The following is a 16631-nucleotide window of genomic DNA, read 5'->3' as shown; positions in this document are numbered from 1 at the left end:
CCGCGGTCAGTTCTCCACCGACCAGCCGGCGCACGCCCGGTGCGTCAGCGCGTCGCCCGCCACCGTCGTCGCCCCGGCCTCCGGCAGCGCCAGCCGCAGCCTGATCCGCTCCGACTCGACCCGCAGGCCGTGCGGGAGATGGGCCCGCAGCAGCCAGAGCAGCCGGACCGCGGTCGTCTCCGCGGGCGGGGCGTCGAAGTCCTGGCGTACGAACGCCACCTCGACCGACCGGCCGCCGCTCACCGGCCCGCCCCGGCGGCGGCATCCGGTGTCCGCGCCCGCAGCGCCCGGCGCGCCGCCGCCGTCAGCGCCTCGATGCCCGTCTCCAGCGCCGGGCGCAGGTCCGGCGCGAACCGCGGCGAGTGGTTCCCCGGCACCGGGACCCCCGTGCGGGCCGCTTCGCGGCGGGCGGAGGCGGAGACGGTGCCCAGCATCCAGTAGCCGAGCCGGACGCCGGGGGCCCCGTGAACCTCGGCGCCCGCGGGGCCGTACCAGGCGAAGTCCTCCGCGGCGGTGGCCGGTTGCCAGCGCAGCACCCGGGGGCCGCCGAGCGCCGCGACGTGGGCGTCCCGCAGCTCCGCGGCCAGCCCCGCGTCCGGCAGCAGGGTCCGCGAGCGGGCCCGTACCGTCACCTCCGGCGGCTCCGGCGCGCCCGCCGCCTCCGCCTCGCCCGCCAGCACCCGGCGGACGCCCGCCAGCAGCCGGTCCAGGGTGCCCTCGTCGAACGCCCGCAGGCTGATGCCCAGTTCGGCGCGGTCCGGGATGACGTTCGCCTCCGTACCCGCCCGCAGCCGGCCCACGGTGAGCACGGCCTGCTCCGCGGGGGCCCGTTCGCGGGCGACCAGCGCCTGGAGCCGCAGCACGGCCGCCGCCGCCGACACCACCGGGTCCACCGTCAGGTGCGGCGCCCCGGCGTGGCCGCCGGTGCCGTGCAGCACCGCGTCGACCGCGACGGTGCCGGCCAGCAGCGGGGCGCCGTCCGTGTGGGCGACGGCGCCGGCGGGCAGCGGCGCGGTGTGCTGGGCGAGGACCGTGTCGGGCGGCCCCGTGAGGTCGTAGAGCCCGGCGCGCAGCATCGCCAGCGCGCCGTCCAGCGTCTCCTCGGCCGGCTGGCCGACGACGGCCACCGTGCCGCGCCAGCCGTCGGTGTCACGGGCGAGCAGCGCGGCGGCGCCGGCGAGCGCGGCGAGGTGCACGTCGTGGCCGCAGGCGTGGGCGACGCCGGGGACGGTGCTGGCGTAGCGCAGTCCGCTGGCCTCCGTCACCGGCAGCGCGTCGAGTTCGGCGCGCAGCAGCACGGTCGGGCCCTCGCCTCTGCGCAGCAGCCCGACGACGCCGTGGCCGCCGACGCCGCGGGTGACGGCGTAGCCGGCGGCGGCGAGCCGGCCGGCGAGGACGCCAGCGGTGCGTTCCTCGGCGCCGGACGGCTCGGGGTGGAGATGGACGTCGAGACAGCATTCGACGGCGGACCGCAGAACGTCCGCGGGTACGGCCATGCGCGCCACGCTCCTCTTCCGGGCGGTCCCAGCCTGCCCGACGACGTGATCAGTGCGGACTCAGCCCCCTGTCGCCGGGTGACAGCGAAGTGACAGGGAAACACGGGCGGGGGTGGCAGCGGCCGTCGCTTGGATGTTCGGCAACCAACGGATCCGCCGGTCTGACGACGGCGGGCCCGCCGCTCACGGAAGAAGGAGTTCCCATGGCTGACAAGGCGCTCTCCACGCTTGCCGACGAGATCCTGGAGCTGGAGTCGGAGACCTTCGAGATCTCGGACTACTCGGACCAGGCCGAGGTCGTCCTCGCCGGTTCGACCTCCTGCTCCTCCACCTCGACCTGTTCCAGCACCACCAGCACCACCTCGTGCAGCGCCTGACGATCCGTCAGTAACGCCGCGCCCAAGGCAGCCCTCGCGGGACGGAGTCCGTCCTCCCGCGAGGGCTGCGGTGTGCGGTGAGCCGGGCATCCGCTACGGGAACGGGTGCGGCACGGTACGCGGCCCGCCTCCGGTCGAGGCGGAGGCCGCAGCCAGCAGCCGCGGCATCCGCAGCGCCCGCTGCCGGTGCCAGCCGAAGTCGAGCGGCAGCAGCCCCGGCGCCAGCGTCGCGACGGTCCGCAGGCCCACCGCCCGCTGCTCGGGCGTCGTCTGGTCGACGGCCACCGCGTCGTGCCCGTGCACCGCCAGCGCGTCGACGAGCAGCCGCAGGTCGTCGCGGAGATCCAGCGTCGCGGGGCGGACCTGCGCCCAGTCGGCGTAGACGTCGGCCAGCGGCAGCGCGGGGTCGCCAGTGAGGAAGTCGCGGGCGTGTGCGGCCATCCGCGGCAGCCCGTAGAGCTGGGCGTGGTCCTTCAATTGCCGTACGCGGCCGAAGTCCTCTGCCATCTCCTCCAGTTCGGCGCGCCGCTCGGCCACCTGGTACGGCAGGTGCGGGATGTACGTCAGCACCTCGCTGAGCGCGCCGGTCAGCGCCGCCGCCGGGTCCAGGGCCGCGGCGGCGCCGAACGAGAGCAGCCCGTCGCCGCCGTCCTCCCGGACCGCCACCGCCGTGATCACCGGGATGCCCACGTCGCTGCGGGTGTCGAAGGCCCGTACCTCGTAGCCGAGGAGCGCCGCCCGGTCCAGCATGCCGCGCACCCGGGGGTCGCCGGCCGAGCGGGGGTCGACGCGGGTGAGGGGGGCGCGCCCGTACCAGGCGAGGAGGAAGGCGTCGCGCTCGATGAGCTCCAGCAGCCCGTACAGCGCGGCCTCGACGAGCGAGCCGCCGGTCGCGCAGCCGTTGGAGCACTCGAAGACGAAGTTGTCGGACGGCAGCCCGGCGCTGTAGTGCACCAGCCGCGCCGGTACGAGCACGGGGTGGTCGTCGCGCAGGCAGTGGCCCCAGATCCAGGGGATGGGCCGGGCCGGGTCGAAGGGGTCCACCATGGGGTCGTCGCGGTACGTCTCCGGGGAGTACAGCCCGGTGCGCCGCGGGTCGACGACGGCGTTCTCGCCCCACTCGGCGGCGAGTTCACCGAGCGAGGCGGTCACGGGGCGCAGGCCGCGGCGGGCGTGGGTGCCGGCGTAGCGCTCCAGGCCCTCCAGGTAGGCGAGGGTGCGGCTGGTGGCGTACGCGTCGGCCTGTCCGGAGAACGTGACGTCGTTGAGCCCGGCGTAGCCGCGGACGAAGGCGCTGCCGGAGATCGGCGCGGTGGTGGTCGACGCGGGGTTGAGGTGGGTGGTGGAGCCGAGGGCGCCGCAGACGGGGTTGGCGAGGGCCGCCTCGGGGAGGCCGAGGGCGGCGAGCGGGGTGACGCGGTAGGCGTCGGGGGCCGGCTTCGGGGTGGGGGCGAGGTACATCCGGCCGTGCTCGGGCGCGTCGTCCGCGGGCGTCACGCAGGCGGGGCAGAGCGGTTCGGGGAGCAGCGGGAAGGTGGCGAGCGCCAGGGTGCCGAGGTCGACGCGGGTGACGCGGGCAAGACCGTCGGGCGAGCGCCGGCCGGCGACCGCCCGGCACACCGCCCACACGGCGTCGGCGGCGTGGTCGGTGAGCACCGGCCACGCGGCACCGCCCTCCGGGGCGAACCCGCCTTCCAGCGCCTCCCGTTCGGAGCGGGTACGCAGCCGCTGCCACCGCATCGCGAGGCACCGGCCGCAGGCGGGCCGCGGTGCGGGCGGTCCGCCTGCGACCGGATCCGGTCCGGCGCCCCAGGGGCCGACGAGCACCGCGCGCGAGGTGAGGTGCACGGTGGCGCCGGGGCGCTCGTCCGGCCACGGGTCGCGGCCGGGGTGCAGGGTGTCGGCGGCGCCGAGGGAGACGACGAGGGGAAGGGGGATGCCGGGTTCGCGGGTGGGGGCAGGCCGTCCCCGGCCGCCCAGCGGCTCCGCAGCGCGTCCGCCAGCCAGGTCCTGGCCGCCTCGAACGGGCCCCGCGCTCCGGCCCGTACGGTCTCCGTCTGCTCCGCCGCCGCCGTCATGTGCGGTCGCTCCAGCGGAAGACCCGGAAGGCCACGGCGCCGAACACCGCCGCGAACGCCACCAGGCCGCCGCACGCCACCGCGATGTCCGCGCCGCCGCCGGCGTCGGTGAGCGCCGCCGACACCCCGTCGTTGAGGTGCCGCAGCGGCAGCACCCAGCTCAGGGCCTGCATCCACGACGGCATGGCGTCCAGCGGGTAGAAGGAGCCGGAGAGGAACGCCATCGGCACCATCAGGAAGTTGGCGACCGCGGCCACCGCCTCCGGGGTACGGGCGTAGGAGCCGACGATCGCGCCCAGCGCCAGGAACGCCGTGATCCCCAGCACCAGCACCGGGATCGCCAGCGGCCAGCCCGCGGCCAGCTCAAGGCCCATGACGGGCAGCAGCGCCACCGCCACGAAGAGCACCGCCTGCACCAGTCCGATGCCCACCGCCAGCACGTACCGGGAGCCGAGCACGGCGGACAGCGGCGTCGGCGTCATCCGGATCACCCGCAGGATGTCGTCCCGGCGCCACTGCATCAGCACGAACCCGACGCCGAAGACGGCCGCGTTGCCCACGCCCCAGGAGAGCACCCCGGGCGCGATGTACGCGATGTAGGGCCGGCCGCTCTCCTCCACTTCCTGGCCGTGGAAGATCAGCCCGAAGACGACGAGGAAGAGCAGCGGGAAGGCGAAGGTGAAGAAGAGCGTGGTCTTGTCCCGGGCGTACGCCCGGTAGCCGGCCTCCGCCAGCGCGGAATAGGCACTCATGGCATCTCTCTCCGAGGGATCGGAAGGCGGAGGGTGGCGGCGGTCAACGGTCAGTCCTGGCCGGTGAGCTGGAGGTAGACGTCCTCCAGGCTGGCGGTGCGGGTGCGCACCCCGTGCAGCCCGGCGGCCTTCTCCACGGCGGCCAGCACGGGCCCGGCGTCCTCGGTGCGCAGCACCAGCGCGTCGGACTCGCGGGTGACCTCGGTGACGCCGGGCAGCACCCGGGCGTCCTCCTCGCTCAGCCGCTCCGCGGGCACCAGCAGCCACACCGACGTACCGCCGCGCGCGACCAGCCTGCCCGGGGTGTCCAGGGCGGTGATCCGGCCGCGGTTGACGATCGCGACGCGGTCGCACAGGGCCTCGGCCTCGTCGAGGTGGTGGGTGGTGTAGACGATGGTGCGGCCGGCCCGCTTGAGGTCCCGCAGCACCTCCCACAGGGCGCGGCGGGCCTGCGGGTCGAGCGCGGCGGTCGGCTCGTCCAGGAAGATCAGCTCGGGCGCGTGCACCAGCGCGGAGGCGATCGCGAGGCGCTGCCGCTGCCCGCCGGACAGGTTCTCCACCCGCACGTCCGCCTGCTCGGTGAGGCCGACGAGGGCCAGCGTGCGGTCGGCGGCGGCGCGGTCGGTCCCGTAGAGCGCGGCCATCGTCCTCAGGTGCTCGTACGCCGTGAGCCGGACGAAGAACGCCGACGTCTGCGTCTGCACGCCCAGCCGCGGCAGCAGCGTCTTGTCCCGCGGCCAGGGCGCCCGGCCCAGCACCTCGACCACGCCGCCGTCGGCCTCCCGCAGGCCCTCCATGATCTCGATGAGGGTGGTCTTGCCCGCGCCGTTGGGGCCGAGGAGGCCGAAGAACTCGCCGCCGCGGACCGTGAACGACACCTCGTCCACCGCCCGCACGTCGCCGTAGCTCTTGCGCACCGCCTCCAGGCGGACGGCCGGGGGCCGTCCCCCGGGGGCGTCGGTGTCGGTCGTCACGGGGGTCTCCTTCGAAGGTTCCGCGCGGGGTCGGGGGGTCATCGGGCTACGCCGCCAGCACCACGGCGCGTACGAGCAGCACCAGCACCGCAGCCAGCGCCGCGACCGTCAGCACCGTCCCGGCCGCGTAGCCGGCGTAGACGGCGCGGGCGCGGCGCGGGTACGCGGCGGCGTCCGGGGAGCGGCGCAGGGCCAGGGAGAGGTACGTACGGCTGGACTCGGCGAGCCGCAGCCCGCGCAGGAGCTGCCCGGCGATGGTGTAGCCGTCGAGCGGCGGGAGCGGCACCAGCATCGCCGCGGCCTGGAGCACGCCGAGGAAGAGCAGGCCCGCGAGCCCGTCGCGGGTCGATCCCTCGGGCGCGAGGAGCCACCAGCACCAGAACGGCAGCAGGAACAGCAGGTTGGCCACGGCCCCGGCACCCGCGACGACGATACGGGCGCGGCGGCCCGCGAGGTACATGTAGTCGTCGACGGTGCAGTACATGATCACCACGGGCAGCCGCCAGCGCAGCCCGATCTCCCCGACCCGGCCGCCGTAGTGCCGGGCGGCGACGCCGTGCGCGAGTTCGTGCACCGCGGTGGAGAGCCAGAGCGCGGTGGCGACGGCCATGAGCAGCACGGGCTCGGTGAAGACGGCGGCGGCGCCGTCGGCCAGTTCACCGGCATGCAGGGCGAGCACCAGCAGCATCGCGCCGAGCGCCGCGAGCAGCAGGGTGCCCCAGACGCGGCCGAGGAGGAAGCCGGTGGCGCGGTGGAGCCGCCCCGCGGTGGCGTGCGCGTCGGCGACGAGCCGCACGCTGCCGGCGAGCGGGCCCCGGGACTTCTCCGGTGCCGGCTCGTCCCGGCGCTCGGGGCGGGGGGCGCCGTCGAGGAGGCCGCGGCCGCCGAGGAGCTGGAAGAGCCGGCTCCAGTGGGCGTCGCCGAGCCGCTTGCCGAAGGCGGCGGCGTACTCGCCGCCCAGCTCCGCGACCGTACGGGAGCCGTCCATCCGTACCATCAGGAACCGCTCGCGCGGCCCGACCTCGAAGGACTGCCCGGTCGCGGTGTCCTTGACCAGGTGCACGGTACGCGGCCCGTGCAGCAGCGCGTCGCTGACCAGCACCTCGGGCCGCAGCCTCGGCTGGTGGGCGGCGAGCGACTCCCGGGTGCTGCTCACCGCGCGCCCCCGGTGGCCGGCGCGGCGGCGCGCGCGTGCAGCGCCCGGGCCAGGACGTGGGAGAGGTACGCCTCGTCCTGGATCGTCACGTGCAGCCGGTTGTTGGTCATGTGCATGTACGGGGAGAGCAGCCGCTCCAGCGCCTCGTCCGGGTCGTCGACGGGCTCGTCCCGGGTGCCGTCCCAGGACCGGAAGACCAGCTCGCCCCGGCCGGCCAGCTCCACCACCCGTGCGCGCAGCTCGCGGCAGTGCCCGGCCCAGCGGTCCAGCAGCCCCGGCAGCGTGCCCTCGCCCGCGGCGGCGGCGCGGATGCGGCCGTGCCAGGTGAGCAGCCCGGGGGCGACCTCGTCGGCCTTGCGCTCGTACTCGGCGCTGCCGATGAAGCCGGTGTCGGGGAACGCGCGGTGCCAGAAGGTGTAGTAGCGGTCGAGGAAGTCCGCGAGGCGGTCGTCCTCGGGCAGGAACGCGGTCGACATGATGAGCATGAGCTGCGCGGAGGTGCCGAGCAGCACGGTGCGCAGATGCAGGTTCTTGCCGCGCAGCGCGTCGCAGACCAGCTCGCTGGAGCGGGCGAAGTGCCACTCGGCGAGCGCGACGCCGGCCGGGCCGCCGTACTTGCCGTACTCGGGCTCGTACGGCAGCCAGGCGCGGGAGTTGTTGGGCCGCAGGTTCATGCGGCCGTCGGCGTCGGTGTAGGCGACGCGGTCCTCGGGGCGGAACTCGATGTCGAAGAGCTGGTTGTAGAACTCGTTGAGGAAGCCGGAGTCGACCTGGTAGAGCGCGGGGCGCTCGGCGAGGAAGGCGTCGACGGCCCGTTCCGCGCGCGCCCGTACCTCCGCCTCCCGCCCCGGGGAGGAGGGGCGGAGGCGGAGGCGGACGTGGGGGCCTTCCAGCCAGTAGTTCAGGAAGAACCAGCCGTCGAGAAGGCCGTCGTCGTACAGCTCGCGGACGAGCGGACGGACGCATTGGAGGAGCAGGGGGACGGGGTTGGCGGCGTAGTAGACGTGGAGTGCCTGCCAGTCGCCGGGGGGTGTGGCCCCGGCGGCGGGCGCTTGCGGCGCTTCGGGCGCGGGCTGGTCGGTCACGGGGTCTCCCCTTCTGCGGTGCCGATGCCGGTGCCGGGCGGCGCGGGGGCCGTCTCCACGGCCAGCTCCACGACGTGGCCGCCGTGTTCTGTCGTCAGGTACGGGCCGTCCTCGTCGGGCAGCGCCTCGCGGAACGTCACGCGCGCGGCGTCGCTGCGCAACAGACCCTCGAAGGCCAGCAGCGAGAGCGGGCTGTCGAAGTCGACGTACTGCGGCTTGGCGCCGGTCGCGCCGCGCGCCGCGTCGTCCTTGACCATGGCGTAGACCCGGGCGGGCAGCCCGTGCCCGCGCCGCCAGCGGTGCCAGGCCAGCAGCCACCCGGCGTCCCCCGTACCGGAGGCGCGCGGCGGGAGCGCGGTCGCCGGGGCGCGCCAGGAGCGGCGGGCGAGGACGAGGCGGCCGTGGCGTACGCGCGGACGGTGGGTGACGCCGTCGTCGGGCTCGCCCTCGGGGACGCCGGCCCACACGTCGACCGGGGACATGGACGTCGGCGAGAGCAGGAGCAGGGTGCGGGGGATCTCGGGCAGCGCCAGCGGGACGAGGTAGCCGAGGTAGACCGGCACCACCTCGCGGCCCAGCCGCGCCGAGCGCAGCACCAGCCGGTCGGTCGCGGGGTCGTGCTCCAGGCTGAGGTCGTCCAGCGCGATGCGGTACCGCTCGGGCACGGTGCTGGTCTCGCCCGGACAGACGATCTCGTAGTCGGTGAGCCGGCCGTGCAGGTTGAGGTTGCTGGTCACGGGGCCGCCGGTGACCTCGGCGAAGACGGCGCCCCCGGGCTGGAGCGCGCGGGCCCGGGTGCGGAGTTCGGCGGAGAAGGTGCCGTCGGCGCCGTCGAAGCAGTGGGTGAAGCGGCTGAACGGGAAGTGCAGCCCGCCGTACGAGCGGTTGAGCACCACCAGCGGCTCGGACCCGGCGAGCTGGACGTGGTGGCTGTGGAGCGCCGGCTCCGCGGGGAGCGCGGCCAGTTCGGCGGCGACGGAGTCGAAGAGGCCGGTGCCGAGGACGAGTTCGGCGCCGCCGCGGGGGTGCTCGGCCCAGCGGGCCCGTACCCCGGCGTGGAACGCGCGCCGTGCGGCGTCGATCGCGCGGAGCTGCGGCAGGCCGAGCCAGTTCTCCTCCGGTACGTACTCCCCCGCGCGTCGAACGGGGTGCGGCGCGAGGTGAACGACAGGTACTGGTCGAAGAAGTCCTCGTGGAAGTCGTGGATGAGCTTCAGCAGGTCGGTGCAGCGCCCGCCGGTGCCGTAGCGGGCGAGGAAGAACCCGCGCAGCGTCAGCCGCTGCGGCAGCGTCAGGTCGAACGCGGGCAGCACCCGCTCCACGGCGGCGAGCGGCCCGGCGAGGGCGTCCACGAGCCCGGCGGCCCGCGCGGCGCCGGGCTGCGCAGTGCCGGGCCGTCCCTCGCCGGCCGCCCGCCCGGTGCCGGGGGCCGTCACCTCCGGCGCCGTCGTGTCCTCGTACAGCACCGTGCGCGGCACCCGGGGCCGCGCCACGCCCAGCTCCCGCTGCACGTCCGCCAGCCGCCGCCGCAACTCGCCCAGCAGCTCGCGCCGTTCGGCGGGCCCGGCGGCGGGATACCTGGCCAGCAGCTCCGCCGGCCCCTCCAGCGCCGCCGCGACATCGTCGGCCCAGGGCCGCTCCAGCCCGCGCAGCGCGCGCTGGAAGGCGCCGAGGGGGTCGGTGTCGTGGGCGCGCAGGTCGAGGCACGGCACGCGGACCATGCCCACGTCGAGGAGTGCGGCCAGGTACGTGTCGACGGCCTCGCGGTCGGCGTCCAGGTCGGCGCCGAGCCAGTCGGCCAGCTCGCCGTAGCGGACGGTCTCCCGCTTCTCCAGCAGCCCGAGCATGCGCTCCAGCACACCGCTGCGGCGCAGGAAGAAGAGCTGGTCCTTCACGGTGTCGAAGGTGACGGCCGTGTCGTCGTCCCCCGCGGTCACCCACCGGCGCACGTAGCGCACGCGGTCCTCGTCGCGGCCCCAGCCGGGCGCGGGCGCGACGGGGAGGTCGGCGCGGCGGCGGGGGTCGGCGAGCACGGCGTCGGCGAGGCGGCCGACGGCGAGGACATTGAGGCGCGGGTGGCTGCGGGGGGTGTAGGGGCCGGTGATCCGCAGGGGCGCGCCCCCGGCCGGGTCGGAGTCCGTCACGCGGCCCAGCGCGACCGACGTGAAGGCGGCGAACGGGCTCGTCTTGCACGCCGTGCGGTAGAGGTACGCGAGCAGCGAACGCTCCACCTTCCGCGTCCGCTTGTCCGCGCGCGCCGGGTCGGAGGCGGCGAAGGCGTCGAGCTGCGCGTCGAGCAGGGGCGAGGCCAGCAGCACGCCGCCGCGCAGCCGGTCCTCGCCGAGCACGGCGCGCAACGCGCCGCGCGTACGGAGCAGTTCGCCGGTGAGCAGTTCCTCGCCCGCCGCCAGGTCGTCGTCCAGCCGGGCCCGCAGCTCCAGCCAGCTCCGCAGCACCTCGGCGACCTGCGGCGCCAGCCCGCCGACGAGCGCGAGCGCGGCCGCGGGGTCGGCGGGGCGCCGCCCGTTGAAGACCTCCCGGCGCAGCCGCAGCAGGTCGCGCCGCACCTGCTCGTCGTCCCGTCCGGAGACGAGGTCGTGCAGCCGGTCGCCCAGCGGCCCGGCGCTCTTCGCGAGCCGGGCCTCGGCGGCGAGCACGCCGTCCGCCCAGTCCCGTACGGCGGGCGACCGCAGGGCCCGTACGGTATCGGCCGGCAGCCCGGCGATGCGGGTGAGGAACCGCGGGCCGAGGGAGGGCGCGGTGCGCACCGCGCTGTCGGCCGGGGCCGTCGTCGTTGCCATTCCCGCCCCCTCAGGCGATCTCGAAGCGGAAGTCGGACGCGCCGCGCCGCTCGTGGCCCAGCATCATGATCAGCAGCGGCATCTCGTCCGTCTCGAGCAGCCCGAACCGCTCGCGGTACGCGATGTTGTCGAAGCCCAGCGCCACCCCGCAGCCGACGTCCAGCGCCGCCGCGGCGGTGTACGTGGCCTGGGCGACGCCGCCGATCAGCGCGTTGACCAGGCGGTAGCCGCGGTCGCCCACCGCGTCCAGCACGCTGTGCGTGCGGACCGTGGGCACGAGGACGGCGGCGGCCTGCTCCAGGTTGTAGTTGGCGAGGAAGTAGTTCTCCTGGAGGAACGCGCCGGGCGGCTCCGCCGAGACGCACCGCAGCGCGCCGGGGTCGCCGTCCGGCACGTACTCGTACGTGCCGGGCTCCACCCCGGCCACGTGGTTGACCAGCGCGTACACCTTGACGAGACCGTCCGCGCCCGCCGCCGCCGCGTCCCCGCCGAGCCGGGCGCCGCCCGCGGCCGCGGCCAGGCAGGACGTCAGATGGGCGCCGTCCAGCGGCCGTTCGGCCGCGAACCGGCCGAAGCTGCTGCGCCGCGCGCGCAGCGCCCCGCGTACGTCCCGGGCCAGCGGCGCCCGCCGCGGCAGCGGCGTCTCGGGCCGCCCGGCCACGGGCGCGGCGGCCGCGGCGGCGGCGAGCGCGCCCGGGGCGGGGCGGGCGGTGGCGTCGGCGGCGGTGGCGCGCTGCATGGCGGTGAGGGCCTCGAAGTCGAGGACGGTACGGGAGCGTTCGCGGTCGCGGTGGCGGACGGAGACCTCCGGCGGCGGGGAGGGCAGCGGCGCGGCGGGGGCGCCGTCCCCGGGCCGCGCGGCGGCCCCGTATCCCGCCCAGGGCAGCGGGACGACGGCGAAGATCCCCTCCTCGTCGCCCGCGACCCCGAGCAGCCGCGCCAGCCGCTCCTCGTCGAACCAGAGCGCGGGCTCCAGCGCCGTCCCCCGCGCGCCCGCCCACGTCCGCCAGGTGCTCAGCAGCGCGCCCACGTCCATGCTCACGGCGTGGAAGGAGAAGCTGTTGTACTTGAAGGAGTTCTGCCAGTACTTCACGCCCAGCACCAGGAACTGGTCCGTCTCAGGACCCGGCGCCCCCTCCCCCAGCGCCTCCCGCACCACGCCGCTGACGTCGCCGGTGAGCAGCCGGCGCAGCGCGTGGTGGCGGGGCGAGTAGTGGTGCACGCCGGGCGGTACGGGCGCGGAGGGGCCGCTGACCCAGTAGACGGAGACGGGGTAGAGGCCGCCGCCGGAGGCGGTGCCGCGGGACCAGTTGGCGAGCGGGTAGAACGGCAGGGCGCCCAGGTCCGTGTTGGCCTGCACGCCGAGGCGCCGTCCCACCAGCCCGTACGAGTCCCGCAGCAGCCCGGCGAGCAGCCCGAGGTCGAACGCGGGCCCGCCGCCGCCCGCGGGGGTCAGCAGCCCGCGCTCGACGGTGGCGTACGCGGGGTAGGCGGGCCCGGCGGGCAGCGGCAGCCGGTCCGTACCCGGGTAGTGCTTGGTCTTGCGGGGACCGTCCGCCCAGTCGGGCACGAAGTCCACCGGCTCCATCGGCACCCGGCCGCGATGCATGATCGCGGTCGCGTATCCGTGGGCGTATCCCATCGTCTGCTCCTTCTCCGGGTGGTGGCTTCGGCGGTTCGCGGGGTTCTCGGGCCGGTCAGGGGAACGGGTGCGGTGCGGGGTTCAGCTCGGCGTCGGTGAGGTCGTGGTCGCGCAGGCCGGCCTCGCGCAGCCCGGTGCGCAGCCGGGGCATGTGCAGCGCCCGCTGCCGGGACCAGCCGAAGTCGATGGGCAGGAGCCCCGGTACGAGCACGCTCACCGTCCACAGCCCCCGCTCCCGCTGCTCGGGCAGGGTCTGGTCGACGACGATCACCTCGAACCCGGCCTCCGCGACCGCCGCCACGCACGCGGCGGCGTCGTCGGCGAGGTCGTCGGAGACGGGCAGGGTGCGGTCGCGGTAGCGCTCGTGCAGCGGCACGGGCGGGCGGTCGGTCCCGAGGAGGAAGCCGGCGTGCCGGGCCATCTCCGGCAGCCCGTAGACGAGCGGGTGGTCGTGGAGGGCGGCGACCCGGCCGAAGTCGGCGGCCATCGCCTTCAGCCTGACCTCCTCGCGCTCCGTACGGCCCGCGAGGTTGACGGCGTCGGTGGCGATCTCGTCCAGCGCGGAGGCGAGCGCCGCCTCGGGGTCGAGCCCGGCACCGGCGCCGAAGCACATCCGTCCGGGACCGCCGTCGTAGCGCTCGGCGACGCCGGTGACGACGGGGATGGGGAAGGTGAGCGCGGCGTCGAAGAACCGGGCGCGGTAGCCGTACATCTCCAGCCGCGCGACCATCTGCCGGGTGGCGGGGCGGGTGGCGGAGGCGGGGTCCAGCTCGGTCAGGGGCTGCTGCCCGTACCAGGCGAGGAGGAAGGCGTCGCGCTCGACGACCTCCATGAGCCCGTAGTAGACGGCCTCGGCGGCGGAGCCGCCGGAGGCGCAGCCGTTGGAGCTCTCCTGCACGAACCGGTCGGCGAGCCCGGGGGTGTGGTAGTACGTCAGCACCTCGGGCACGAGCAGGGGGCGGTCCTTCGTGAGGGAGTGGCCCCAGACCCAGGAGATCTCGCGGTCGGGCGTGAACGGGGCGATGCCGGTCGCGGCGTGGAACTCGGGGGCGTAGAGCCCGCAGCGGCGGGGGTCGAGGGCGGGCCGCCCGGCGGCGGTGAGCTGGTCGAGACTGGCCCGCACGGTGGTCGCGCGGGCGCGCGGGCGCATGCCGGCGTAGCGCTCCAGGCCCTCCAGGACGCCGATGCGCAGGCTGTCGCGGAAGGTGTCGGCGTGGCCGCCCCAGAAGGTCTCGCGGAGGTAGTCGCCGGAGCGGAGCGAGAAGCAGCCGATGGTGGCGGAGGTGGAGGTGGACGACACGTCGAGCACGACGGTGGGCCCGAGGGCGCCGCAGACGGGGTTGGCGAACGCGGCGACGGGCAGGTCGTAGTCCGCGAGCGCGCGGGTACGGAAGGCGCCGGGGCGGTACTTGGGGGACGGCGCGAGGTCGAGGACGGCGGCGTCGGCGGAGTCGCGCTCGCCGGGGCCGCAGCGGGGGCACTCGGGGTCGGGGACGAGGGGGTAGCGGCGGACGGTGAGGTCGCCGAGGTCGAGCTGGTGGACGTGGGGGAAGGGGGCGGGGCGGGGTTCGGCGGTGGGGAGACCGCCGGCTGCGCGGGGCCGGAGGCGGCGCGAGCGGCGGTGTCCGCACGGCGGTCACCGGTCTCACGGCGGGCGGTGTCCTCACGGCGGGCCGTGGCGACGGCCTCGGCCACGACGCCGGCGAGCGCCTCGGCGGCGAACGGCCCCCAGTGCGGGGGCACCCCGGCGGCCCCGGTGCCACCCCCGAGTTCGACGGCCTCCCGCAGTTGCCGCGACCGCGCGGCCTGCCACCGCCGCTCCAGACACCGCACGCACCCGCGCCGCCCGGACCGGGCGACCGGCCCGACGACGGCGTGCCGCCCGTAGATCCGTACGGGCACCGCGTCCGCGGACGCCGCGGCCCTACGGCCCGGCGGCTCACCGCCCTCGGCACCGCCCCGGCCGGCCACCGGCTCCGCGAAGGCGTTCGTCAGGCCCAGCGGGGCCACGTCCACCCCCAAAGGCGCGGCAAGCAGCGCGGACAAGCGGTCGCCCAGGTCCGCGGCCAGCGCCTCGCACCCGGCGGTCCACGGGTCAGTCGTCGGCACCGGCGAGCTCCGTGGTCAGCAGCACCCGGGCGGTGTACAGGCCGGCCGACCGCAGGTCGGCCGGGGTGGTGTCCCGCCACAGCACGTCGCGGCCCGCCGCGCGGAGGCGGTCCAGGACCGCCGGGAACGTCACCGGGCCGCCGTCCCCGCCGTCCCCGCCGAACGGCTGTATCGCCCCCGGCGCCAGGTCCGGCAGCAACTCGTCGCCCGTGTCCGGCGCCGCGCCCGTCTCCGCCGCCACCTGCACCTGCCCCAGCAGGTCACGCAGCGCCGCGACCGCCGCCCCGGCGGGGGTGAGCGACGCCCCCACCGCCCAGCGCGCGCCCACCCCGGGCTCCCGGGCCAGCGCCACCGACACCCCGCTGCGCTCCGGCTCCCCCAGGTCCAGCAGCTCCACCGGCACGCCCAGCGTCTCCGCCGAGCGGGCCAGGAACACCCACTCCGGGTCGTCCGACGTTGGCTGCGCGCGGACCGGGGTAGCCCCGTGACCACCCCGAGCCGCACGCAGCAACGCCTCGTGCGCCAGCGCCGACAGCAGGGCGTGCCCCGCCGCCTCGCCCGCGCACTCCCCCGCACCTGTTCCCCACGAACCGCGCAGCACCAGGCCGTCCCGGTTCGCCGCCCCGGAGGGGTTCAACGCCGCCGCGGGCACGGCGACTTCGTCCTTCGTCAGCAGCGACGTGACCCGCGCCCACGCCGTCACCCCGTCCGCCGTGACCCCCGTGCCGCCGGAGGCCACCAGCGCCCCGGGCTCCAGCCGCCGCAGCTTCGCCGGGAGTTCCGCCAGCGGCCGTACGGGCGCGGCGTACTCCGCGTAGAGCGCCGCCGCCGCGCGCAGCCCGCGGCCGCGGGCACCCGCCAGGTGGTGCACGTCGAACGCCGAGACCAGCCGCGTGCCGCCGGCCAGCGGCACCTCGATGCGGCTGACCTTCAGCGGGGTCTGCGTCAGCTCCTCGTCGCGGTAGCGGGTGAAGACGCCGACGTGCGGCCGGATGAGCGCGTCACCGAGCCGGTTGAGGTCCGCGACCAGTTCCTCCGCGTCGCGGGCCGTCTCCACCGTCACCGGCTCCGCGACGGTCAGCTCCTCGGGCCGCAGTTCCGAGCCGCCGTCCGCGCCGGGCCCCGAAGCCGGCTCCGCGCACCGCGGGCAGCGCGGGTGCGGGCGGAGCGGCTCGGCGACGACGTCGAGGGAGTCGAGGTCCTGGATGAGCACCTGGCCCTCGGTCTCCGCGGGCAGCGCGCCGGTGGCGGTACGGAAGACCTCGTACGCGAGCAGGTTGCCGACCATCGCCGCGACCGGCCCGGTCAGCGCACCGCCCGCCGGCACCGCGGCCGGCTCGGCGACCCCCGCCAGCTCCGCGAGGAGCGCGGCCGCGGCCGCGGGGTCCGTGGTGTCGCCGAGGCGCAGCAGGGCGCAGCCGAGGCAGCCGGCGGTCAGCCCGCCGGAGCGGGGGCCGACGACGACGCGGTCGCCGAACGTCCAGGCGGGGATGAGGAGCTGGCCTTCGGCGAGGCCGGCCCGCAGCAGCTCGTGGGTGCGGGCGGGCGCGTCGGCGCCGGTCACGACGAGCACCTGGTACGAGCCGAGCGCGGCGGCGTCGACGGCGTCGAGCGCGGCCGGGGCGCCCGCGGCGGTCAGCTCGTCGGCCTCGGCGAGCGCCGCCTCCGGCCGCTCCTCGGCGGCGACCGCGGCGAGCCCGTTGCGGATCAGCCCCAGCACGCAGCAGCGCGCCGCCTCACCCGTGCCGAGAACCGCCACCCGGGTGTCGCGGAAGCGGGCGAAGCGGGCCGCGGCCTCGTCCACGTAGTGGTCGACGTACGCGATCTGCGCCGCGAACCGCTCCGCGACCGCGGCCGGCGGACCCGGTTCGGCGGCCGGCGCGGCGTCGCGGGCGAAGTCCCGCTCCACCAGCGAGCCGACGAGTTCCGCGACCATCGCCCGCTGGGGCGCGCCGAGTCCTGCGCAGATGTCGGTGAGCGGGCGGCTGCCGTCGAGGTGCGGCACGATCAGGGAGGCGAAGCGGTACGCCGTGCGCCCGGTCAGGTGGAAGCCGCCGTCGGCGTTGTGGAAGAGCACGCCTCCGGGGGTCTGGGTGAACAGCACGTCCCGGCGCAGCCTGGGCCGCATCGCGGCGAGGTCGTCGAACGCTCGTGGCATCCCT

General features: G+C 76.4%; 9 protein-coding genes and 3 pseudogenes. 1 reads left to right on the top strand and 11 read right to left on the bottom strand.

The window, feature by feature from the left end; all coding sequences use genetic code 11:
- Positions 1-6: 6 nt before the first annotated feature.
- Both DMB38_RS19865 and DMB38_RS19860 read right to left on the bottom strand, forming a co-directional pair.
- Positions 7-243: a hypothetical protein gene (locus DMB38_RS19865; RefSeq protein ID WP_125936305.1), complete on the bottom strand. Its 237-nt coding sequence runs from the start codon at positions 241-243 to the stop codon at positions 7-9.
- Positions 240-1496 carry an amidohydrolase gene (locus tag DMB38_RS19860; protein WP_125936304.1) on the bottom strand — a complete coding sequence of 419 codons (1257 nt, stop codon included), beginning with the start codon at positions 1494-1496 and terminating at the stop codon, positions 240-242. The genes DMB38_RS19865 and DMB38_RS19860 overlap by 4 nt, the downstream gene beginning before the upstream one ends.
- Positions 1497-1699: 203 nt before the next feature.
- Between DMB38_RS19860 and DMB38_RS19855 the strand changes: the two genes are divergently transcribed.
- Positions 1700-1873, top strand: a complete 174-nt coding sequence (locus DMB38_RS19855) for a thiazolylpeptide-type bacteriocin (protein WP_018840305.1) — start codon at positions 1700-1702, stop codon at positions 1871-1873.
- 93 nt (positions 1874-1966) lie between these two features.
- Here the strand turns inward: DMB38_RS19855 and DMB38_RS19850 are convergent, their stop codons facing one another.
- The 9 genes and pseudogenes from DMB38_RS19850 to DMB38_RS19810 form a co-directional block, all read right to left on the bottom strand.
- Entirely contained in the window at positions 1967-3853 is a 1887-nt protein-coding gene (locus DMB38_RS19850; protein ID WP_240662723.1) for a TOMM precursor leader peptide-binding protein, read from the bottom strand.
- A gap of 94 nt (positions 3854-3947) precedes the next feature.
- On the bottom strand, positions 3948-4703 hold the full coding sequence (locus DMB38_RS19845) for an ABC transporter permease (protein WP_125936303.1): 756 nt from the start codon (positions 4701-4703) through the stop codon (positions 3948-3950).
- 50 nt (positions 4704-4753) lie between these two features.
- Positions 4754-5677 (bottom strand): ABC transporter ATP-binding protein, encoded by a 924-nt coding sequence (locus tag DMB38_RS19840; RefSeq protein ID WP_125936302.1) that lies wholly within the window; start codon positions 5675-5677, stop codon positions 4754-4756.
- 46 nt (positions 5678-5723) lie between these two features.
- A complete protein-coding gene (locus DMB38_RS19835; RefSeq protein ID WP_125936301.1) occupies positions 5724-6833 on the bottom strand; it encodes a M50 family metallopeptidase in 1110 nt (369 codons plus the stop codon).
- Positions 6830-7918 (bottom strand): lantibiotic dehydratase C-terminal domain-containing protein, encoded by a 1089-nt coding sequence (locus DMB38_RS19830; protein WP_125936300.1) that lies wholly within the window; start codon positions 7916-7918, stop codon positions 6830-6832. Before DMB38_RS19830 ends, DMB38_RS19835 begins: the two co-directional genes overlap by 4 nt.
- Positions 7915-10718 (bottom strand): annotated as a pseudogene (locus tag DMB38_RS19825) (lantibiotic dehydratase). Before DMB38_RS19825 ends, DMB38_RS19830 begins: the two are co-directional and overlap by 4 nt.
- 10 nt (positions 10719-10728) lie before the next feature.
- The gene (locus DMB38_RS19820; protein WP_125936299.1) at positions 10729-12360 is read right to left on the bottom strand and encodes a nitroreductase family protein; all 1632 of its coding nucleotides are present in this window, start codon (positions 12358-12360) and stop codon (positions 10729-10731) included.
- A gap of 55 nt (positions 12361-12415) precedes the next feature.
- Positions 12416-14469 (bottom strand): annotated as a pseudogene (locus DMB38_RS19815) (TOMM precursor leader peptide-binding protein).
- Positions 14456-16627: pseudogene (locus DMB38_RS19810) on the bottom strand (TOMM precursor leader peptide-binding protein); the annotation flags it as partial. The pseudogenes DMB38_RS19810 and DMB38_RS19815, both read right to left, overlap by 14 nt.
- Positions 16628-16631 lie beyond the last annotated feature (4 nt).

Source organism: Streptomyces sp. WAC 06738 (assembly GCF_003945505.1).
GTDB lineage: Bacteria > Actinomycetota > Actinomycetes > Streptomycetales > Streptomycetaceae > Streptomyces.
Note: the sequence above shows the minus strand (reverse complement) of the source record. Positions and strands in the feature narration are given on the sequence as shown.

Coding starts and splice junctions, on each gene's coding strand:
- DMB38_RS19845 (WP_125936303.1), bottom strand. CDS start 4,703: ATGAGTGCCTATTCCGCGCTGGCGGAGGCCGGCTACCGGGCGTACGCC.
- DMB38_RS19820 (WP_125936299.1), bottom strand. CDS start 12,360: ATGGGATACGCCCACGGATACGCGACCGCGATCATGCATCGCGGCCGG.
- DMB38_RS19855 (WP_018840305.1), top strand. CDS start 1,700: ATGGCTGACAAGGCGCTCTCCACGCTTGCCGACGAGATCCTGGAGCTG.
- DMB38_RS19860 (WP_125936304.1), bottom strand. CDS start 1,496: ATGGCCGTACCCGCGGACGTTCTGCGGTCCGCCGTCGAATGCTGTCTC.